This is a genomic window from Thalassococcus halodurans, from assembly GCF_900108225.1.
GTDB lineage: Bacteria > Pseudomonadota > Alphaproteobacteria > Rhodobacterales > Rhodobacteraceae > Thalassococcus > Thalassococcus halodurans.
The window spans coordinates 647,421-668,612 of the sequence record NZ_FNUZ01000001.1; the positions used below are offsets into that span (position 1 = coordinate 647,421).

19 protein-coding genes are annotated in these 21,192 nt (G+C 61.1%); 2 read left to right on the forward strand and 17 right to left on the reverse strand.

The genetic code is table 11. The annotated features are described in order from the left end of the window. The first annotated feature begins 79 nt into the window (after positions 1–79). The gene (locus C4S59_RS03225; protein WP_103909012.1) at positions 80–955 is read left to right on the forward strand and encodes a helix-turn-helix domain-containing protein; all 876 of its coding nucleotides are present in this window, start codon (positions 80–82) and stop codon (positions 953–955) included. A gap of 18 nt (positions 956–973) precedes the next feature. On the opposite strand, the gene queF is transcribed toward C4S59_RS03225, so the two are convergent. The 11 genes from queF to dctP all read right to left on the reverse strand — a co-directional run bounded on the left by queF (position 974) and on the right by dctP (position 11,030). Further along, the gene (gene queF / locus C4S59_RS03230) at positions 974–1,438 is read right to left on the reverse strand and encodes a preQ(1) synthase (protein WP_103909013.1); all 465 of its coding nucleotides are present in this window, start codon (positions 1,436–1,438) and stop codon (positions 974–976) included. A gap of 17 nt (positions 1,439–1,455) precedes the next feature. Next, positions 1,456–2,163 (reverse strand): 7-carboxy-7-deazaguanine synthase QueE, encoded by a 708-nt coding sequence (gene queE / locus C4S59_RS03235; protein WP_103909014.1) that lies wholly within the window; start codon positions 2,161–2,163, stop codon positions 1,456–1,458. Continuing rightward, entirely contained in the window at positions 2,160–2,513 is a 354-nt protein-coding gene (queD, locus tag C4S59_RS03240; protein WP_103909015.1) for a 6-carboxytetrahydropterin synthase QueD, read from the reverse strand. The genes queE and queD overlap by 4 nt, the downstream gene beginning before the upstream one ends. Further along, positions 2,513–3,214, reverse strand: coding sequence for a 7-cyano-7-deazaguanine synthase QueC (gene queC / locus C4S59_RS03245; RefSeq protein ID WP_103909016.1), 702 nt, complete (start codon positions 3,212–3,214; stop codon positions 2,513–2,515). Before queC ends, queD begins: the two co-directional genes overlap by 1 nt. A gap of 167 nt (positions 3,215–3,381) precedes the next feature. Next, positions 3,382–4,581: a serine hydrolase domain-containing protein gene (locus C4S59_RS03250; protein WP_103909017.1), complete on the reverse strand. Its 1,200-nt coding sequence runs from the start codon at positions 4,579–4,581 to the stop codon at positions 3,382–3,384. Between the two features lie 99 nt (positions 4,582–4,680). Then, on the reverse strand, positions 4,681–5,685 hold the full coding sequence (locus tag C4S59_RS03255) for an AraC family transcriptional regulator (protein ID WP_234994663.1): 1,005 nt from the start codon (positions 5,683–5,685) through the stop codon (positions 4,681–4,683). A 122-nt stretch (positions 5,686–5,807) separates the two neighbouring features. Beyond that, on the reverse strand, positions 5,808–6,986 hold the full coding sequence (locus tag C4S59_RS03260) for a cytochrome P450 (protein WP_103909019.1): 1,179 nt from the start codon (positions 6,984–6,986) through the stop codon (positions 5,808–5,810). Further along, the gene (locus C4S59_RS03265; RefSeq protein WP_234994664.1) at positions 6,983–8,185 is read right to left on the reverse strand and encodes a cytochrome P450; all 1,203 of its coding nucleotides are present in this window, start codon (positions 8,183–8,185) and stop codon (positions 6,983–6,985) included. Before C4S59_RS03265 ends, C4S59_RS03260 begins: the two co-directional genes overlap by 4 nt. Beyond that, on the reverse strand, positions 8,158–9,435 hold the full coding sequence (locus C4S59_RS03270; protein ID WP_103909021.1) for a TRAP transporter large permease: 1,278 nt from the start codon (positions 9,433–9,435) through the stop codon (positions 8,158–8,160). Before C4S59_RS03270 ends, C4S59_RS03265 begins: the two co-directional genes overlap by 28 nt. Position 9,436: 1 nt before the next feature. Continuing rightward, positions 9,437–9,955, reverse strand: coding sequence for a TRAP transporter small permease (locus C4S59_RS03275; RefSeq protein WP_103909022.1), 519 nt, complete (start codon positions 9,953–9,955; stop codon positions 9,437–9,439). A gap of 55 nt (positions 9,956–10,010) precedes the next feature. Beyond that, positions 10,011–11,030, reverse strand: coding sequence for a TRAP transporter substrate-binding protein DctP (gene dctP, locus C4S59_RS03280; RefSeq protein WP_103909410.1), 1,020 nt, complete (start codon positions 11,028–11,030; stop codon positions 10,011–10,013). Between the two features lie 292 nt (positions 11,031–11,322). Between dctP and C4S59_RS03285 the strand changes: the two genes are divergently transcribed. Further along, complete coding sequence (locus tag C4S59_RS03285; RefSeq protein WP_234994665.1) at positions 11,323–11,799, forward strand: MarR family winged helix-turn-helix transcriptional regulator; 477 nt, start codon at positions 11,323–11,325, stop codon at positions 11,797–11,799. A 48-nt stretch (positions 11,800–11,847) separates the two neighbouring features. Here the strand turns inward: C4S59_RS03285 and C4S59_RS03290 are convergent, their stop codons facing one another. The 6 genes from C4S59_RS03290 to C4S59_RS03315 form a co-directional block, all read right to left on the reverse strand. Then, positions 11,848–12,711 (reverse strand): transporter, encoded by an 864-nt coding sequence (locus tag C4S59_RS03290; protein ID WP_103909023.1) that lies wholly within the window; start codon positions 12,709–12,711, stop codon positions 11,848–11,850. Positions 12,712–13,260: 549 nt separating this feature from the next. Beyond that, a complete protein-coding gene (locus C4S59_RS03295) occupies positions 13,261–14,055 on the reverse strand; it encodes a DNA-binding transcriptional regulator (RefSeq protein ID WP_103909024.1) in 795 nt (264 codons plus the stop codon). 106 nt (positions 14,056–14,161) lie between these two features. Further along, complete coding sequence (locus C4S59_RS03300; RefSeq protein ID WP_103909025.1) at positions 14,162–15,649, reverse strand: FAD-binding oxidoreductase; 1,488 nt, start codon at positions 15,647–15,649, stop codon at positions 14,162–14,164. Between the two features lie 90 nt (positions 15,650–15,739). Further along, a complete protein-coding gene (locus tag C4S59_RS03305; RefSeq protein WP_103909026.1) occupies positions 15,740–17,674 on the reverse strand; it encodes a hypothetical protein in 1,935 nt (644 codons plus the stop codon). Beyond that, entirely contained in the window at positions 17,671–18,795 is a 1,125-nt protein-coding gene (locus C4S59_RS03310; RefSeq protein WP_103909027.1) for a VWA domain-containing protein, read from the reverse strand. Before C4S59_RS03310 ends, C4S59_RS03305 begins: the two co-directional genes overlap by 4 nt. Next, complete coding sequence (locus C4S59_RS03315; protein ID WP_103909028.1) at positions 18,792–21,191, reverse strand: DUF5682 family protein; 2,400 nt, start codon at positions 21,189–21,191, stop codon at positions 18,792–18,794. Before C4S59_RS03315 ends, C4S59_RS03310 begins: the two co-directional genes overlap by 4 nt. Position 21,192: the final 1 nt, after the last annotated feature.

The window sequence follows — 21,192 nt, forward strand, 5'->3', positions numbered from 1 at the left end:
AAGTGCAAGATATGCACTTATGAGAGCATTATTTGTATTTTTGCTGGATAGAATGGGTGAAAATCAGTAGCCACAAGGCATGAAAGCGTCGAATCCGCCCCAACCTACCCGCCGCGCAAGACTGCAAATTCAGGACATTCGCAGCCCCCTGACGCGCGTCGGCGTGACGCTGGCTGCGGGGACAGCGCAGTTGGTTCTGCTTCACGGAGGGCGGGTCGAGCTGCGTGACGGCGGCCTTCCGGAACGCGAAGAGATCGACGGACCGCGTCTGCTGTGGCTGCCCGATGGCAACGGCGGCGAACTGTCGATTGCAGGCGGCACCCGCGCGACGATCCTGTCGATCCCCGAACTGGACGTAATGAACGCCCTGCCCGCCACGCCCTTGGGCGAACGGATGCGCAAAACCTTTGCCCAAGCCCTGTCCGCCCCGCTGGAACGCGACGGTCAGGTGGCGCAGCTTGTTCAGGGGCTGTCGCGGGAATACGGGCTGACTGAACCGGGCGCAGAACTATCGGCGCAATACTATCTGTCGCTAATCTTGATCCACATCTGGCGGCAGGTACGCACCGATCTGGTCGCGCACGGCCATTCGCCACAGGGTCTTGTGGAACGGTTTATGGCACTCGCCAGCCAGCGGATGCGCGAACATTTGCGGGTGTCGGATTATGCCACGGCGCTGAACGTCACCCGCGACAGGCTGGGCACCGCCGTGCGCCGCGCAACGGGAAAATCACCGCAGGGCTATCTGCATCAACTGCTGATCCGCGAGGCATCGGAACTGCTGTCGAACACCGGCATGCCTGTCAGTCAGGTGGCCTACCGGCTGGGCTTTCACGACCCTGCGTATTTCACACGGTTCTTCATCCGTCATCGCGGCGAAAGCCCCGCCAAGTTCCGGCGGACGGCCCGCATCCGCCGTTTGGAAGGCGACAAATCCTATGCCGCGTGGCCATAGGACCCGCCGCCAAAAATCTTAGCCGCGACCGCGATAGGGCGGCACGCCTTGGTCGGGAATCCAGACGCTTTCCGGCTGCGGGCCGGTCTGCCAGAACACATCAATCGGGATGCCGCCGCGCGGATACCAGTAGCCGCCGATACGCAGCCAACGGGGCGACAGGAAGTCGTTCAGACGACGCCCGATGGACACCGTGCAATCCTCGTGGAACGCGCCGTGATTGCGGAACGAACCCAGATATAGCTTCAGCGATTTGCTTTCGACCAGCCAGTCACCCGGCACATAGTCGATCACCAGATGGGCAAAGTCGGGCTGACCTGTCATCGGGCACAGCGATGTGAATTCCGGCGCGGTGAAGCGCACGTTGTAATCCACGTCAGCCTGCGGGTTCTGGACGCGCTCAAGCTCGGCCTGATCGGGATCGGTCGGCAGCACCGTGGCACCGCCAAGCTGTTTCAGATTGCTGTAGATACTATCAGACATGGACAGTTCCTTTCGGGTCAGACGCCGCGTTTGTTGCCCCAGACAAGGACATGAAGCTGCGGCAGAATGCGGGGGGCAAACCAGCCGTCACCGGTGGTTTTTTCGATCAACTGACGCAGCCGGTCGGTCGCGTCTTCAAGGTTCACTGGCAGATCGGGGTCTACCTCGAGGTTGCCGGGTTGCAGATAGAGCGGCATCTCGGGATATCGAGCAGCGGCCTCTTTCGCCCAGACGTAATCGGTGTCGTCAAAGATGACGATCTTCATCACCGCCTGCCCGCAGCCTTTGGACATCTGCACGCAAGCATCGAACTTGTCCCAATCCACGGTTTCGCCGCTGGACGGCGGCTTGGGGCTTAGGACAAGCGTATCGAGATCGGCAAACCACGGCTGCGACACCGACCCTTGGGTTTCGCAGGCAAAGCGATACCCTTCGACCTTGCCCAGCGCGATCAGCGGGGCAAAGTCCTGAATGGCGGGGTTGCCGCCCGAAATCGACACGGTCAATGGGCGCCCGCCAGACAGGCGGCGCACCTCGTCCATCACGGCATCATCACTCATGGGCAGCCACGTGTGGCGATACTGGCTGTCCACCGCATGCAATGAATCACACCAGCTACAGCGATAGTCACAGCCGCCTGCCCGCACGAACACCGTGGCCTCGCCGATCAGGGCCCCTTCGCCCTGAACCGTCGGCCCGAAAATCTCAACGATGCGCAGGGTCATGGCCGGTATTCGGCCCATGTCTTGGGCGTCTCGGACACTTTCACCGCCGACGTCTCCGGCCAGCGCGCGCGGCACCAGTCAAAGAAGTGCTTGGCCATGTTTTCCGCCGTCGACGGCACGTCCAGCACATCGTTCAGATGGCGGTGGTCAAACGTGTCGTCGATATAGGTCTTGAGCGGTTTGAGTTCGTGGTAATCCCGCACGAACCCGTCCTCGTTCAACTCGGCCGCCGCCAGTTCGACCACAACGATATAGTTGTGCCCGTGCAAACGCGCGCACTGATGATCGGCGGGGAGATGCTCCAGTTGGTGCGAGGCCGAAAAGTGGAACTCTTTCGAAATGCGGAACATTACTTGGCCTCCGCATTTGCGACGGCCTGACGCCAGAAATCAGGGTCCTCATAGACCGTCGGATCAGTCACGCCCGCCAGATCAAACGCCTCGCGCCGTTCTACGCAAGTGCCGCAGCGACCGCAGTGGTGTTCGCCACCCTTGTAGCAGGACCACGTCCGGTCAAACGGCGTGTTGTGCTTGGCCCCGTCGCTGACGATGTCGGCCTTGGTGCGGTGCACGAAAGGTGTCCACAGGCTGACGTCGGCGTACCCGTCCAACGCAAAGCGCTGCATCTTGTCGAAAGCCTCGACAAAATCGGGACGGCAATCGGGGTAGATAAAGTGATCGCCGCCATGCACAGCGGTCGCCACCGCCTGATCACCATTCGCCGCCGCGATCCCGTAGGCCACGGTCAGCATGATGGCGTTCCGGTTCGGCACCACGGTGATTTTCATGGTTTCTTCGGCATAATGACCATCTGGTACGTCAATTTCATCGGTCAGCGCCGATCCGGTCAGCGCCGCACCCACGGGGCGCAGGTCGATAACAGTGTGCGGCACGCCCAGACGCTCCGCAGCTTCGGCTGCGAATTCCAGTTCTTTCAGATGGCGTTGGCCATAGTTGAAGGAAACCAAACGGGTCAGTTCCCGCGTTTCCGCAGTGATATGCGCAAGCGAAACGGAATCGAGTCCGCCCGAGCAGATGACAAGTGTCTTCATGATCTAGTCCTTGTTTTTTAGACCGGGTAGGCTGCGACCGGTTCGTCGCGGCATATAGAGAAAGCCGTATTACGACGCAATCACCGCGCCGTGGATTTTTCCACGACGCGGCGTTCTCTGACGACACCGACTGGGATGAAGGGGCGGTCCGCGACCGCCCCGAAAGATCAGCTGTTGGCCAGCGCCTGATAAACGGCGGTTTCGAAATCCATGTAGCCGGTGAAGGACTCGGGATCGCCGAACGGCAGGATCTGCGTCGCCCAATAGCCACCGACGCCATTGGCGCGGTCGATCCAGTAGAAACAGTTCGCTAGACCGGCCCAACCGATGGCACCGGCGGGGCGGCCTGTCGGGGCCTCTTCGGAATTGACCATAAAGGTGTAGGACCAATCCTTGGCCAGCCCCGGGAAGAACTCAGCATCATTGGACAAAGACGGGATCACGCCGGGCAGCATCGTCACCTTTTGCGGCGGCACCAACGCCCCTTTGACAGCCCAATCCACCGTTTCCGGCTTCAGCACGCGGCCATTCGGGCCAGCACCGTCGTTCAACCACATGCGGATGAACTTCATGTATTCCGGCACCGAGCCATAAAGGCCATGACCACCCATGTGCACCTCGGGGTCATCCGGCAGGGCGAAATCGTCCATCGGGGTCAGGCCGCCGTCTTCGCCACGGGCGTGGATGGTTGCTGTGCGCGGCTTCATGTTGTCGGTGCGGGTAAAGGCAATGTCCGTCATGCCCAGCGGCGCAAAGACACGTTCCGCCATAACCTCGCCCAGACGTTTACCGCGAATACCTTCGACAACCTGACCGACCCAATCGATGTTGGTGCCGTATTCCCATTTCTCACCGGGATCGAATAGCAACGGCGTCTCAATGGAGGCGCGGCTTCCGGTCACAACCGACGGCTGGCCATGCTCTTCGGCCAGACGCTTGTAGTCTTCATTGAAGAAGTCATAGCCAAAGCCCGCCGTGTGCAACATCAACTGGCGTGTGGTGACATCGGATCTCGGCGCGCGTAGACGCGGCTGGCCGCTGTCATCAAAGCCGTCGATCACTTGCAAATTACCGATGGCAGGCGCGTATTCCTTGGCTGGTGCATCAAGGTCCAGCAGCCCGTCTTCCACACATTGCAGCGCGGTCGTCCCCGCAATCGCCTTGGTCGTGGAAAAGATGGCAAAGACGGTGTCTTCCGTCATCGGATCACCGCCAATGCGCCGTTCTCCGGATGCACCGGAATAGATGTCGCCGTCGCGGTCGGTGACCATCGCCACAACGCCGGGAACACGGGACGCGCCGCTGGTCAGGCCGTTCAACACACTGTCGCAACGCGATTTGATATCGGATGTAATCGTATCTTTCATGTGGTTCCTCCCTAGAACTCGTGCGGCACAGGGTACGAGCGCGCGGGCCCACGCGCTGTCCGGCATCGGCAGGCGCTGTCCGGTTTCGGAAGGAAAATATCAGTGACGCGCAGCGCCCCCTGCCCGCAGCCGTGTTTGCGACGGCAGTTCACCAAACCTGTCGCGGTAGCGCCCCGCCAGCGCCCCGAGATTGCTAAAGCCCCAATCCACAGCGATCTCGGACACGCTCAGATGGGCAGGCGCGGTTTCCAGATCGGCGCGGAATCCTTCCATGCGGCGCGCCGCCAGAAAATCGCGCGGGGAAATGCCGCGAAACCGTTGGAAGCCACCCGACAGCGTGCGCGCTGACACACCTACGCGCTTGGCGACATCGCCCACGGTCGGCGCATCCCGTGCCTCGGCCTCGAAAATCTCTTCGGCGCGGCGCACATATCCGGGGGCCGCCGCCCGCGCGCCGCTTTCCAGTTTCACGCCGGCCCGCGCCGCCCAGTGGCGCAGAAGTTCGACGCAAAGCACCTCTTCGATATGACGGGCCAGCGCCGCATCGGCGGCAATCGTGCCTGTCCGCGTCAGTGCCCGCGCCGCATAATCCAGCAAAGACGGCCACGCAGTGTTCGGACCGCCGAACTTCACCCGACTGGTCCACAGCGTGTCATCGGGGACAAAGCCGAACCAGCGTTCGGCGGTATCGGCCATCACCTGATGCGGGATTGTCAGGTTCAACTGCATATGATCCGGATCGCCCTCGAGCCAGTAATCGGTGCGCGAACAATCCACGACAAAGCTTTCCCCTGCCCCCGTCGAAACAGGCGCACCGTCCGACTGATGGTTCAGCGCCCCGCGCAGGGTGTTCAGAACAAGGATATTGCCCGCCTCGGGATCGAACTGATCCAGAAAGATGCCGGTCCCATAGGAAAACCGCGTCATCGTCACGCGCCCCGCCATAGCCGAAATCATCGTGGCGTCCGGTTTCGAAAACCGCTCCAGCGGCCGCACCTTGTAGGGCATATAGACCGTTTCACAAAAGGCCTGCACCTCGTCCCAATCGGTCGAGCGTGTGGCATCGTCATGCGGGATGGGTGCCCCCACCGAATCCAGAATCAAAGCATGTTCCAACAAAACCCCGTTCCTCCACCGCGATCTCGTAGTCGGGGGATGCTAGCACGGATTTCGCGCTTTTGGGGTATTTCTGACGTCCCGCGACCGCACCAAAGGTCGCGGATCGTCTACACTGGCGTCACTTTCAGCGGCACGGACAGCGGGCCGTACTCTGGCCAGCGCGTCATTTCGATGTCTCCGACCACGGTCAGCTTCACCGTTTTCGATGTCAGCTGGCGCAACACTTCTTGCAGCAAAAGCCGCGCAAGGGGCGCACCGGGGCACATGTGTGGGCCACGACCAAAGGTCAAAAGATCGCGGGCAGGTCGATCCAGTTTGTATTCATGCGGGTCATCAAAAACCGCCTCGTCGCGATTGGCCGATGTAAAGACAATGGCGACCGCCTCACCTGCCTTGATGGTCTTTCCGCCAAGGTCCGTGTCCTGCCGCGCGGTGCGGGCGAACCCGCGATAGGGCGTGTAAAGGCGCAGCAATTCCTCGGTCGCGTCGTTCACGCGTGACGGGTCATCGCGCAGGTCCTTGTGATGATCAGGGTGCCGTGCCAGATGGACCGCCATCGATCCGATAAAGGTCGTGGGCGCGATGATCCCCACCAACAGAAACTGCCGCAGCGCCCCGAGGATCAGATCATGCGCCAAAGGCTCGCCATCTACCCGAACCGCCAACAGATTGGCCGTCGGGTCGGTGTCGGGATCACGGGGATGGGCGATGCGATCCGCGATCAGCGCCTCGGCAATGCCGTACAGTTCATCCGATCGGGCGCGCAGTTCCGGCATGTCCTGCCGCTGCAACGCCATGTTGAACGCAGCACCCACAACGCGAATACGTTCGGCCTGATCCGGCGCGAGGTTAAAGAATTCGGCCAGCAGAGCGATGGGCAACTGAAAGGAAAAACCGGCACAGATATCGCCGCCGCCATTGGCGATCCACGGGTCCAGAAACCGCGCCACCATTTGTTCCACCCGAGGCTCCCACGCCTTCAGGCGCGACGGGCTTAGAAATCGCAGGATCGCGTTTCGGTAGGGGATGTTGTCGGGCGGGTCCAGATGCAGCGGCGGGCGTCTTTGCGTGGTGGCCACAGGCGGTACGACGTTCTGAACGGTGGTGGTGAACAGCTTCCAGTTTTCCAACACCTCGCAGGCATCGGCATGGCGCGTCACCGCCCAGAAGCCCCCCAGATCGTTCGACCATGCAACGGGGCAATGGCCTCGCAAATGGGCGAACTGGGCGTGGGGGCAGTCGAAATCCTCGGCTTCCGGCAGGGTGAAATCGTCGGGTCGCGTCATGCTTCGCCCCGCAAGTCCAACGACAGCGCGCTGATGCCGTATTCCGTCCATCGCGCCCAAACTGGCGTGCCGGCCACGGCCAAACCCGGCACAGACAACAAGGCATCCAGCGTGATCCGTGTTTGCAGTTTCGCCATCGCCAGCCCAAGACACATATGCGGCCCGATGCCAAAGGCCAGATGACGGTTCGGGCTGCGATCAGGCACAAACTCCATCGCGCGGTCAAACACCGCCTCGTCCCGATTGGCCGACAGGAAATTCAGCGCGACAGGGCAGCCTTTGGGAATATCCACACCACCCAGCGACGTGTCCTTGGTCGCAACCCGCACCAGCGCCTGATTGGCGGGGTAGTAGCGCAGCAGTTCTTCGATAAACGGTTTCCACGCGGCTGCATCCCTGCGCAGCAAAGCGACATGGTCGGGATGCGTCGCCATGTGCCACGCGACCGAGCACATGAAATTGCGCGGCACCACATGGCCGCCGATCAGCATCAGACGCACCATGCCTGCCAGTTCCTCTTCGGTGTAAGGCTGACCGTCGGGCGTTTGGGCGGCAAGGCCGCTGACGATATCGGTTTCCGGATCGCGTGGGTTGGCCAGACGGTTATCCACCAGTCGGATCGCAAAGCCGTCCACCTGTTTGGACAACCCGCCAGCCGTGGTCAGGTCTTCTCCCTGCACGGCCTCAACATAGGCATGGCTGAGCCGCCCGATTTCTAACGCCTCTTCAGGATCAAGGCCCAGCAGGATGCCCAAGGCCCCTTGCGTGAAGGGTTCGGCAAACCCACCCGAGAAATTCGCGGCCTCGGGCGTTTTCAGCAGGTCTGTCATCAAGCGACCTGCCAATTCACGCAGCGCGGGTTCCCAGCTGCGGACTTTGTTTTCCTTGAAAAACGGGTTCAGCCCCTTGCGATAGCGGTCGCTTTCCGGCGGGTCCTTTTGCAGCGGCAGACGCGGCAATCCTTTGCGCGGGGACGACGGGATCACCGTCATCTTGGTCGCTGTGAAGGTTTCCGGATCGCGGCTGGCTGTCATGACATCATCGTAGCGCATCAATGTATAGAACCCGCCCCATTTGTCCGACCACGCCACAGGCGCCATCTGCCGCAGACGTTCCTGCGCGGCGGGGTAATTCGCCTGCGTTGCAGGATCGGACGGATCCCAATCGCAGGTCATTGCATCAACAGGTTCGGAAGCCACAGGGAAATCTCCGGTATGTAGGTGATGAGGATCAGGAAGACCGCCATGATGATCACGAAAGGCACCATGCCGCGCACAGCCTCGGACATCGGCGCCTTGGCAATGGAGGACAAAACAAACAGGTTCAGCCCGATGGGCGGCGTCAGGAAGGCGATCTCCATGTTCACGATCAGAACGATGCCGAAATGAACAGGATCAATGCCCAACGTCGACAGCACCGGCAGAACAATCGGCGTCACGATCAGCATGACCGCGATGGCATCAAGGAACATGCCCAGAATGATCATCATGACGTTCAAGGCCAAAAGGAACTGCCAAGGTTCCAATTCGCGCGCGATGGCGAAGTTGACCAAGGCCGTGGGGATGCCGGAACCGGTAATCCAGTGGGCGAACAGCAGCGCGAACATGACGATGAATGTCACAGCCGAGGCCGACTTCATCCCTTCGGTCGCCATGGGAAAAACATCGCGGAAGGTGACTTCTTTATAGACGCAAATCGCCACAAGGACCGAGGCGATGGCGGCGACGCCTGCGCTTTCGGTGACGGTTGTATATCCTGAGTATATTCCCGCAAACACCGACAGCGGGATCGCCACGGCAGGCAAAGCGCGCAGGTTTTTGCGGATGAATTCCGAGGTGCTGGCCCGCTGGCCTGATGCGTATCCCTTACGCCGTGAATAGAAGATCACCCAAGCCCCCAAAAGCGCCGCTTGCAACAGGCCCGGCACGACGCCTGCCAGAAACAGACGCGGCACGCTTTCTTCGGCTATCAGCCCGTAGAGGATCATCGACAAGGACGGCGGGATCAGGATGCCCAGCGTGCCTGACGCACCCACAAGGCCCAATGCGAAAGGCCGGTCATAGCCGCGCGCCACCATTGCGGGGATCAGGAAGGTACCCATGGCCATGGCCGTCACAACAGACGATCCGCTGATGGCCGCAAACAAGGTGGTGGCAATGACCGCAACCAACCCCAGACCACCACGGAAATGGCCGACCCATGTTTCCGCCGCCTCGATGATCACACGGGCGATGCCACCCTTTTGCATAAAGGTTGCCGCCATGACGAAAAACGGCACCGCAAGGAACGTGGTCGAGTTGATGCCATTGATCGAATGCGCGGCGGCATCCATCAGGGGGCGGCCCTCGGTCGCCAGCATCAACAGCGCCGCCAACCCCAGCGACACGAAAATCGGCGCGCCCAGTGCCATCAGCACCAGCATCCCGCCCAATCCGATCAGAGCCTGCATATCAAAGCTCCTCGGTTTCGCGCAGGTGGACGACGCCGGAAAACGGGCGTTGGCCTGACAGGATCATCAATGCGACACGACCCAAAATCAGCGCCATGCCAACAGGCAGCGCCAGAAAGACCGCATAGGCCTGTGGCACCCGCAGGCTTGACGCTGATCGTTCGTCCAGCAGCAAAGCAAAGGAATAGGCCTGCCAGCCGTAGACCATCATCGCGGCGCAGAATGCTGTGGCGACGCCGGTCATGGCCCACCCGATCACTGCGCGGGTGCGCGGTGAAAAGCGCGCCAGAAACACTTCGGTGTGCAGATGCCGCCCTTCTGCCACAAGCGACGAGCCCGCCAGAACGGTGGCCCAGATGATGCCGTATAAAGCGACCTCTTCCGCCCAGTCCACGGAATAGGCGGGGGCAAAGGCGCGTACCGCAGCGCCGCCCAGAAAGACCAGCAAGGCCGCGATAATGCATAGCCCGATTAGGACTGCTTCAATGCGCGTCCAGATGGTAAGGATTTTGGTGATCATGCCTGTATGTACCAATGATCGCGCTGCCCTGATTGCATAGGACAGCGCGGCATTTTCAGTTGCCTGTCAGGGCTGCTTGGACGCGGCTCACAAACTCGGCGTCCATGCCGCCATCGGCAACAATCGCATCCTGCGCGGCGGTCATCCTTTCGCGCATGGCCTGAATGGCTGCCGGATCCGGATCATGGTAGGTGACGCCGTTGGCCTCGTTCACAGCACGTGCATCGGCCAATTCGTTGGCCGCATAGTCGCGCGCCCAGCCCACGGTTTCTGACCATGCCTCTTGAATGATCGCCTGATCTTCTGGGCTGAGTTTCTCAAGGCTCGCCTTGGACATCAGCGGAATATACACGCCCCAGCCCGCGTTGTCGGCGAAGGCGTTGTCTATGCCTGCTTCCCACAGCTTGCCGCCCTTGATGGTCAGGTCGGTGACCGACCCCAGACCGTCAATCTGGCCTTGCGTCAGCTGCAGCACAATCTCTGAACGCGGGGTCGCCTGTGGCGCGGCGCCCATTTCCTTCATGATCGCGACGACAACAGGGCTGGGCGGCGTGGCGAGTTTGACGCCGGTAAGATCACCATAGGTCGCAACAACCTTGCCAGCTGTGTAAGCGGAATTGTTGGGGGCAAATTCGAAATGCCCGCCATCCGGAACAACGATGCCTTTTTTCGCAACCATGCCCCAAAGTTCATCGCCCAAGGGGCCGTCCAGAATGGTGCGAACGTCATCGCGGGTTGCGCCAAAGAACATCGGAAGCGTGATCACCGACAGGTTCGGTTCAAACCGGCTGAGCGTGGGGGACGCCTGAATGGACATGTCCAACGCACCCGACGCCAAGGCGCGGATCGCGTCGGCGGATTTATAAAGCTGTGCGGCAGGAAAGACCTCGACCGTGATCGCGCCGTTCGATTTGGTGGCAATCGCTTCGGCCCAGCGTTCAGCCGCAAGGTTGCGCACGTGGCCCGGCGGAGTTTCCACAGACAGGCGCAATTCGGTGGCCATCGCCGCGTCGGCGGCACAGACGGTCAGCGCGGTCAGCGCGGTCAGCGCCAGCGTTTTGAAAAGGTCTTTCATCATGTCCTCCCGGAAGGAGCGGCTTCTTTGGCCGCGTTCATTTTGAACTGTTGGTATGTGACGCGCTTTGCGGTCATCCTTATTATTAGTTCATTTAGTGAACTATATTGCGATTCTGTCAATGGTGTTTTTGGCCATGAAAAATTGACGAATTAGAGTATCAGGCGCCGATCCTCCGTTCTGAATCATATTATTCGTTCAAAAACTGGAGCAGTTTTCGGGGCCCCAACCGCTTTACGAACCGCATATCGCAAGGCTATTGATAAAGCCGGAACTCAGGACAGGAGGCACCGTGACCGGCCACAACACCAGACCACCCAAGGGCGATGATTTTGGCATCCTGTCGCGGGATCTGCCATTTATGGCGCGCACATTACAAAGCCTGCTGCGCCCCGAAGGCCATGCCATCCGTCAGGCACTGGACCTTGAGGCCGGTGTGATCGGAGTGCTGTCGGTGATCTGGCTGAACCCCGGTATTTCGCAAAACGATCTGGCGACATCCGTCGTGCTGAAAAAATCCGCTGTGACCGCAGTGGTCAAGCATCTGGAAGAACGCGGGTTGGTGGCGCGCGAACGCAGCCAACAGGATCGCCGCCAGAATGCGCTGACCCTGACTGCAGACGGGCATACGTTGATTGCGAAAATTCGGGAACACACCGAGGCGCTGAATGATCGCCTGTTCGAAAACGTGTCGGCGGCCGAGCGCGAGACGTTCTTTGCGGTGATGGATAAGGTCGTTCAGAACCTTTTGACCGGATCGGATCGTTAAGCACCCGATCGGGATGACCGGCCCAGCGCGCACCGGGCCGGAGAAATCTTAGTACACTTTGACCAGACGAAACTGGGCCACGCTGTTGTTCTGGAAGCCACCATCAACATTGATGTCTTTGCCCAGCATGCCCTGCACCTGAACCGTCGGGCTGACGAAGTGGGTGCCAAAGACGCGCAACTGGTCGCTTTCGGTTTTCAGACCGCTTTCGAGGCCATTTACCGTCATGTCGCCACCGCGCTTGCCGGAATAGCCGATCGCCAGCGATGTGGTCGGGCCCCACTGTTTGCGCAGCATGGCCTGCATCTGCCAAGACGGATCGCGCTTGTACTCGACGCCGTCCACGGTGCTGTCGGCCTTGATCGCGACATCCAGAACGCCGTCAAAATACCAACCGCCACCAAGGCCCTGGATCAAACCAAGCTGAGGTGTCAGCGTGGTGGTGCCTTCGCCGATGCCGATCTTACCGGGCTCGAAGTTGCCGGTGGGCAACGTCGCAAACAGCGAGAAGCCAAGCGTCGTGCCGGTCTCGGGGTTATCGGGTTGAACGGGCCAGACTGTCAGGCCCATGGTCGTGTCACCAAGGCCGTTGGTGACCTCTTGTTCGACCCCGCCGATGTCGGCCTCAAGGCTGGCAAAGGGCATGACCAGATGGAACGCGGCAGGCATGCTGCCCAGCTCGAAGAAGTTGACGTTGCGCAGGATGACAACGTCGCCTTCCAGCTTCGACGACGGAATTTCGTTGCCGTCGATCTTCAGTGTATCCGAACTGAGGTGCTGCCAGTACACCATCCCCAGATTGGTGCCGCCCGGCAGAATGGTGTAGTCCCCCGGACCGACGTCGATGGCCTGCGCAGGCCCGGCCAAGGCAAGTGCGGTCGCCGCCGCACCAAGGGTGTAAGTGATCTTCATTTAGGTCTTCCTTCATTATGATGCCGAAGATGGTGCGATCCGGTTCCAGAAGGCTTTGGTACGTGCAGGCAAAGCCCAGCCTTGCGGCAAAGCGAGGGCCTTGCCGGTGTCTGGTTTTCTGGTTTCCGAACCGCTGAGACAGGCACAAAAGAACCGGTCGCGCCGAAGCCCGTCAGTTGCTTTTTTGCTGTGTGTCTGGATGGATGTCAGCGCAGGACTGCGCTGTTAAACCGGTCAGTCCGGATGTGATGTGTTTGGCATTGTTGTCCTCCCTCCGGCTGTCCCTCACCGATACTCGTAAAAACTGCGCGGCCCTCCCGCCGCACATTTCGACATTACGTAAGGCACTCATTTAAACAAAAAATATTTGGACAAATTTCGCGTAGTGAAATTAGAAACGCGAAACGGCGCGGTTTCCGAATATCCAAGATATGGTGCAATACCCGCAACAGTCGCCAAGGCCCGTTGGGGCCGGAAACGGCGCGATTTTGGTGGCAAATCGGCAACGCGAGGATTCGGTATTGGGCCGATACCGTGGGCGTAAAACCATTAGGCTGCGGGCTGTTCATCCAACTGGCGGGCGTTGGCCAAGGCGCCCTTTTCGCAGGCCGTCACTGTGGCGCGCAGCTGCTTTTTCAACGCCGCAACATCCACATTGGCGCGGGCGAAATAGGTGACCCCCAGTGTCCCCACAAGTTTCGACCCCATGCGCAGTGGCAAGGCCAGAGAATGGGTATCGGGCTGGTTGCTGCCCGCACGTTCCCCGAAACCACTGGCGCGGGTCAGGGCCACCACGGACTCGGCCCGTTGCGCGATCGCGGTGGCCTCTTCTGCGCTTGAGGCAGACTGCTGTAACAGCGCGACCAGATGGCGGCGTTCTTCTGCGGAACAGAAGGCCAGATAGGCGCGGCCATGGGCAAAATCCAACAAAGACATGCGTCTATTGATGGCCGAGCCGTAGTGCGCAAGGGGGCTCATGGGGATGGTGCTGAACCGAATGACCAGCGCATCGACGTCCAGCGTTGCCAAGGCCGCGGGCCAGAGGGTGCGCCGCGTCAGGGCCTCGGCCTCTTTCCGGACAACGTCGAAAACCTGCGGAAGGCCGTGATACCCTGCGCCCAGTTTGGCGACCTGATCGGTCACGCTATAGCCCGCCTGCCGCCCCAGTTTCTGGACATATCCCGCCCCCACTAGGGTTTCGAGCAGCCGTACCACTGTCGGCGCGGGCAGATCGGTTTGTTCGGCCAAATACTGCACTTTGACGACCGGCGCGCGGTTCATCAGCTCCAGAATTTTCAGCGCCCGTTCGACGGCGCGTACGGTCTTTTGGCCGGTTGTTGTCATGGACAGAAAGGTAAAGGGTTTCCGCCTTCAACAAAAGCGCGCATTGATCAGTGCGCGGCGCTCATCAGCACCACACATTAGCCAAGTGCGATTTACTGCAATCGGCTCAAATCTGCCCCAAATACTGATCCCAGAGGTTGTTCCGCAGAACCAGATCGGGGTCCAGATACCGCTTGGCTTCGGCGAAGGCGATGCTCCATGGGTAGACACGTTTGAACTGATCCAACGTCGCATGCGGGCGGTAGGGCAGATAGTAAGCCCCCTCAATATCCGCGATCCGGTCGATCAACGCGCGGGTCATGCGGGTCATGTCGGCCTCGGCCCGTTGGTTCAGTTCCTGACTGAACGACATCACCGCCGCGATGCGGGGAACAGGGGCGTAGGACAGCAGGCTGTTATCATCCGTCGCCACATAGCGCAGGGTCACGTTCAGGAATTCCTGATAGGACGCTGGAATGACATCCTGACAGGCGGTCAGGAAATCGTTGAACCGGTCAAAGCCCACGAAATATTCATGCAGGATATCGGTGCGATCAGGGTTGCGATCGGCCAGCGTCGCCACCGGTTCGTTGATCAGCGAATTGCGCGTGTAGGGACCGGACCTAAGAGCGGGGCCGACGCGTGTTTCGTTAAACCAACGGAAGGATTTGAAAGGCTCGTTGCCCAGTTGGGCACGGTAAATGCGGCTTGCCAGATGCGACATGATCCCTGATCCGGACGCAGGCGGCAGATCATCCTGATCTTCGGCCTCGCGGAAGGTGGTCAGCATGGCCTTTTGGAAGAACGTCGCGCGTTCAACGTTCAAGCGCCCAAAGGCCATTTTCACGGTCGGATCGTCGACGGCTGTCTGAAAGGCCTGGGCGAACCCCGTCGCATCAAGCAGTTGGAAACTGGGCACAAGACGGGTGTTTTTGACCATCTCGACCTCAAGATCGACGATCACACCAACCAATCCGTAGCCACCCATCGCCATATAGAACAGATCACGGTTTTCATCGGGCGAACAGGTCACCAGATCACCTGACGCCAACACCATGCGCACCGACCTGACGGTTGATCCCATCGGCCCAAAGGGCACTGCCCAGCCATGGGCGTTGACCGAATAGGTCGCGGCCACGCCGAAGTCGTGGTTCGATTGCATGACCTTGGGCGACCAGCCTTGCGGGTCCAGCGCGGCGATGACTTCGGACCAGCGGGCACCGGCGTGCACACGGTAGGTTTGCGCATCGCTGTCGATCTCGACCGCGCCGTTGTCGAAGGTGATCGCAGTGCCATCGCGCGGGATCGCCTGAGCGCCCATCGAATGACGCGCCGCGCCTACGTTCAGGGGGCGTCCTTCGGACTGCGCCTCGGCCAGTTCGGCGCGGATTTTTTCGACCAAGACATCATCTGCCGCGTCGTTCAGGATCAGATGCTTTTTGATCGGGGTCGCGGACAACCCGCTGGCATCGTTCAGAAACCCCTCGCCCGAGGGTGCTGGCATCGGTTTTGTGCCTGCATAGACCGGAAGGTTCGGGCGCAATGCGCCGGACAGGCCGTACCCCGCAACGCCCCCCAAACCCACAAGCGCCGCGCGGCGTGTAAATGTCTTCATCTGTAAACTGCTCCTGCCCGTTAGGCTCGCGTCCTCAATGGACTGCGGCCTTAAGGGCTTTTCAAAAGAACGGGTTGCAAACCCATGGTATCAATCAGCCAATGCCAGCATCATCATCGCCTCTTGGCACAGATAAGCCGTGGCCAAAATATCCTCGGGCGCCTGATGTGTTTTCAGGCCCTCAAGTCGGTCCGCCAGAACCAATAGCTGCCGCGCCTCGGCCCCTGCGGCAAGGCGGGCAAGTGTGTCGGGCTGAAGATGGCGGCACTGTTCGGCCAGTTGCGACAGGACCTGCGCCGGAAAAGCGGTCTGCAAGGGTGTCCCGCTGCTGCCGGTCAGGCGCTGGAACCCCTGCAAAAGCCCCGCTTTGGCCCGCGCCAGCGCGCTTCCCGCAGGCAGATCGCGGAACTTCACATCGACGGCCTCTACGTCCCCCAGAGACGACAGCAAAAGCGTGACTGGTTCGTGTATCAGATCGTCCCCGACAACCGAGGTCAGCACCAGCAATGCCACCGCGCCGGGAAATTGTGTGTGCAATTTTGCAAGACGCGGGCGGTCATCAGGCGTTGCTGTCAGATCAAGCGTCTGGCCCACGGTATCGGTGGCCTGCCAGACATAGCGCTGGCTGATGTCGTCGAACTGGGGTTCTGAAATGCTGTGCGGCAGGATGAGCGATGGCACGGGCGCGGCTGCACGGCGCAGGCCGGTGCCCATCCGCACCCGCAAATCGGCGCGCAAATCGGACCAACGCCGGATCAGGGCCGGACTGTTTTGAACATCGGACGTCCGCAATGGCTGAATGTCTTTGGCCCGTGTTTTGTCACCGGTCGAAATTTGTCCGTCTTCGGCGCACAGCGGATTTTCCAGCACCAAAAAAGTTCCGCTAAGTCGGGACGCTGCGGGCGTACCCCACAGCGGATTTGAATAGGCTTGATAGGCGGTAAAGGCCAAATCCATGCCCGCGCCTCGGGCGACCGTTGCGCTTCTATGTTCGCCGGTTTCCTGATCCAGAAAATAGGCGGTCAGGCCGCGCGCGCCGTTGGGGGTGGTCCATCCATGCAGACCCAGACACATGAGCGTCATATCCGCGACAGGCTGATAGGACCGGCGCGCCTGCCCCAACAGATCGGTATCCTCAGGACAAAGCCGAATGGCCCGCGCCAGTGCATAGGTCCGCGACAGCGCGGCCAGAAACCGCCCACCTTCAAACCGGACATCACCGGCTTCGGCCCAGCCCGCTTGCGTGGACAGGGTCATCAACTGGCCCATCAGACGCGGCGCGGATTGGACCTTGGCGGATATGGCGAGGTCCAGAAGACGTTCTTCGGCCAAAACGGCAGAGCCATGGAAAATCTGCCCGATTGCCTCTTCCAGCGCGCGCAGGATCGCATCCATCGTTTCGCTGTCGGGCGCGGGCGCAGCGCTCGGGCTGGCCAATGGCGCATCCCGAGCGACACCTGCCAAGTCACGCAGCGCGATCGCCCCTGCCGCAACGACAAGCCGTTTGCGTGTGGCTGGCCCCTTATACAGCGCAGCCTTCAGGTCTTGGCCTGCGACAAAGGTCACTGTCGCCTCGGGTGATGGAAAGCTTGCTTGGGCATTGCCGCCCCGCTGGTCGACATGGGCCGTCGCCGCCAACACAGCAGCGCCGTCGAAATCCGCCCCTGCAAACTTGCGCAGCTGATCGGCGGTCAGGCCCGCCAGCCAGTCCGATGCGCTGACAGTTGGGGCCTCGGGCGTCGCAGGTTCTGCATCCGTCGGTTCCGGACTGTCTCGCAGCGCCAGAACCGCCGTCAGGATATGGCTACACACGCCAGTGGCCGGGCAATCGCAGGTCGCGGTCTGCGGTCCGCCCGCTGGGATCGTGACGGTCTGCCCGCCGGTCTGTACTCCTGCCTCATCGTCGTCAAAGTGCAGGACCTGCGCGTCGGGCACCGCCTTTTGCGCGCGCCGCAATAGACCCTTGTTGGCCAAAGCTACCAAGGCGTCATCATCGAACGAGGTGATCAGGGCGCGCAGGCTCATTCCATCACCCCCGCAAGCCATTGCGCCAGTTTGTCCGGCGTCATGGCGGCGATCTTCATGCCAAGTCCAGCCAGACGGCCCGCGATCTGCGCGTCCATATAGGGATCGCCCAGATCATCCAGCGCCGACAATCCGATCATGCGCACCCGCGCCTCGTTCATGCGGGCGACCGAGCGATAGAGCCTGCGGGGGCTTGCGCCTTCGGCAAAGTCGGAAATCAGAACAAAGACCGTGCGCTCGGGCGTGTCGATATAGCGTTCGGAATACTCCACCGCCTGCCCGATATCCGTGCCGCCCCCCAGTTGCACAGATAGAAGCGTGTCCAGCGGATCGGTCAGCTTTTCGGTGACATCAATGATCGACGTATCAAACAGAACCATCGACACTTTGACCCCCGGCAGGCCCGACAGGATCGCCGCCATCACCGCCGAATGGATGATGCTGTCGGTCATCGACCCCGACTGGTCAACGCAAAGGATCACCGACCACGGCAGACGCCGCCGTTCACGGGACACAAAGCGCAGATCGTCGGCGATGATGCGGCCCGTGTCCGGATCGTAGTTCTTCAGATTGCGCCGCAGCGTGCCACGCCAGTCGAAATTCGCCGCCGACGCGACGTGGGACCGTTTATAAGGATTGCGGCGACCCGAAAACGCGCGCTGAACGTCTGATTTCAGACGGCGCATGATGTCTTGGATCACCGCATCGGCCACCTGCCGCAGCTTGTCCTTCACTTCGGGCTTGGCACGGCCATGAAAGCTGAGCAGTGTTTTCAGAAGGTCCTGATTGGGTTCCAGATTTTCCAGCGTCTTGGGATCATCCAGCAGGTCCGACAACCCGTAGCGGTCCAGCGCGTGATCCTGCAGCACCTCGAACACCGACTGCGGAAACAGCTTGCGCGCGGACCCCAGCCAATCCAGCGCCTTCATCTGGGTCGGGTCCAAAGTGCCGGGGCCTTTGGGACGGTGCAGCCCGCGCTTGTCGTATTCGCGGCCATAGAGGTAGTCCAATGTCCGGTCCATGCGCACATCAGACTTGGACAGACCGCCCATCTGCCGTTCCGCATAGCGCCCCAGCGCGAGCCGCCAACGCCGTTGGATGTTCGAAGGATCGTCACTCATGCCCCACCCCCGATAATCCAGCCGTCCAATCCGTCAGCCATAAGTCCTGCGCGCAATTCTGCATCCACCTTGGCACCCAAGGCGGCCTCGGACGCGTCCACATCGTGAAAATGCGCGGTATAGCTGCTGGCCGATCCGCCGTGTCTGCGGGTCAGGGCCGCGGCCACCAAATCGGCCTCGCGCGGGGACAATGCGGACAGGGCAAGGCGCAGATGGGGCAGCAGTTCAAGAAACCCGTCATCCGTCACGCCGTTCAGAAATTCATCCAGCGCGTCCAGCACCCCATCAACGGTCCACAGCAGGGAAGGCGAAATCGCCAACACACCCCGCAGTCCAGCCAGCCGCGTCGGCAAATCCGGCGCGCTGCCGTTCAGTTGCGCCTTTAGCAAATCAGGCAGGGTGTGATCGGGTTTGCGGCCGGCATCCACCGCAATGGCCGTGATCGCGCCCAGCAGTTCCGGCGCAGGATCGGCCAGCGCCGCACGGTCCAGCGCATCGTCAAACAGGGTTTTGTCCAGATCATCGCCTTCGAACCCGCGCATCAGTTCGGACACAAGCCGCAGCGCATCCAGACAGGGCTGGATCGCATCGTCACGCATGTTTGGCAGGTCATCACAGAGATAAATCATGCGGGCAAAGGCCTGCTGCATGACGCTTGTGATGTCCAACCCGTCAGGCAGCGACAGGGGGCCACGCGATGCCTCGATCCCGTGCAGGGTGACCATCGCCTTGGCCGTGTCGGCGAAATCGGCGGATCGGCTGATGGCCCCCTCGATTTCGGTCAGGAAACCTGTCAGCTCGGTGCCCAACCCCGCCAGAAGCCCCCTTTTGAACATGGTCAAAAGCGCAGGCAGATCGTCGGCGCGTCCGTCCTTGGCCAGCGCCTGACGGTCTGCGAACAGTTTGGCCAGACAGGCGGCGGGTACCGTGTCACCGTGAACGGCGGCCTCGATCAACTGGCCCTCGACGCGGGGCGACCATGCGTACTCCCAGCGCTCGAACAAGAGGTCGGTCTGTTTGGCGTTCTGGAAATCCGGTCCGCCGCTGCGGGTCGCAAAGCCGCTGTCCAACACGGCCATCGCATGGGCAAAGCGGGACGCGGCCAGATGGGCGAGTTTGCGGCGGATGTCGAGACTGCGTTCGCGCCGCCGTCCGTCGGACACATCAAACCGGTGCGCACGGGCGCGGGCCATGGCGTCGGCCACGATGGGCGGCTGGCCGGCAGCGTCGCTGACATCGCCCAGCGCATGACCGCGCAGGTATTCGGTGAACCGTTCCCGCCAGACATCCGATCCGCTGTCTTCGCCCTTTAACAGCGCCGAGGTCAGACCGTCGAACAGATCATACCGCAGCGCCCCGGGCCGTCCGCGCAACCGCGCGAGCGTTTCCGCGCTGCGCAGCATTTCGACCTGCGCCGGAACCGAAATACCATGGCCGTCGCCGCGCATTTTATGGGCGAACTCTTGGGTCAGATCATGGGCAAAGGCCTGCCAGTCCGGTGCTTGGCCGCGCGCGTCGGCATGATCCCAAAGCGACTGGTAATAGGCAGGCTGGGGCAGGCCCGCGCCATACCCCATCAACGCATCCATATCCTTATAGCCGTAGCGGATCAGATAGGATGCGGCATCGGATTTGCCCCCTGCCCGCGTTTTGCCTGCCGTCGTCACAGGCTCTAACAAGGCCGCCGCATGAAACCCGCCGATCACGCAGACCACGGGGCCTGCGCCATCGGCCAGCACATCCCGCAGGCAGGCGGCCATGTGCGCCTCGCGGGCATCATCATTCGTGACATCGAACTGATCACTAGGGGTCGAGGCACGCAGGGCGGCGCAATAGGTGCCCACGTCTTGCAGAAACCCGCGCCAGTCGGGGTCGCCCAAACGGGTTTCGAACAGATGATCCCAAAGCTCGAACCCGTCGCGGCATCCCAGTCGGTCACTGAGCGCGCGGATGTAATCCCCGCTGTCAAACGCCTGTTCCTGCACCAGCGACTGTGGGCCTTTTTGATCGTCGTCACGGCCCTGCATCTTGGCGTCTGACCCAAGATCGATGAACCGCACCTCGGCCCCGATGGCGGCCCCTTCGCGCAGGGCGATCCATTCCGGCGAATGGGCGCAGAACGGGTAATAGGCTGCCAGACGCGGGCCGTCTTTCTGGTCAAGCAGACTGGCCGCAGCGACAGGCGGCACCGTGTCAGGATCCAGAAGATGCGGGATCAGATGCGCAAGATCATGGGGCGCTTCGATCATCACGTGGGACGGGCGGAGGTCACGGATCATAGCCCGCACCGCCCACGCGCAGGCGGGCGAATGGTGGCGGATCGGGGCCAGATACAGGCCGGTGTCGGGCTGGAACAGCCTGTCCCGCACCCGATGGATCAGCGCCTCATCCCGCATG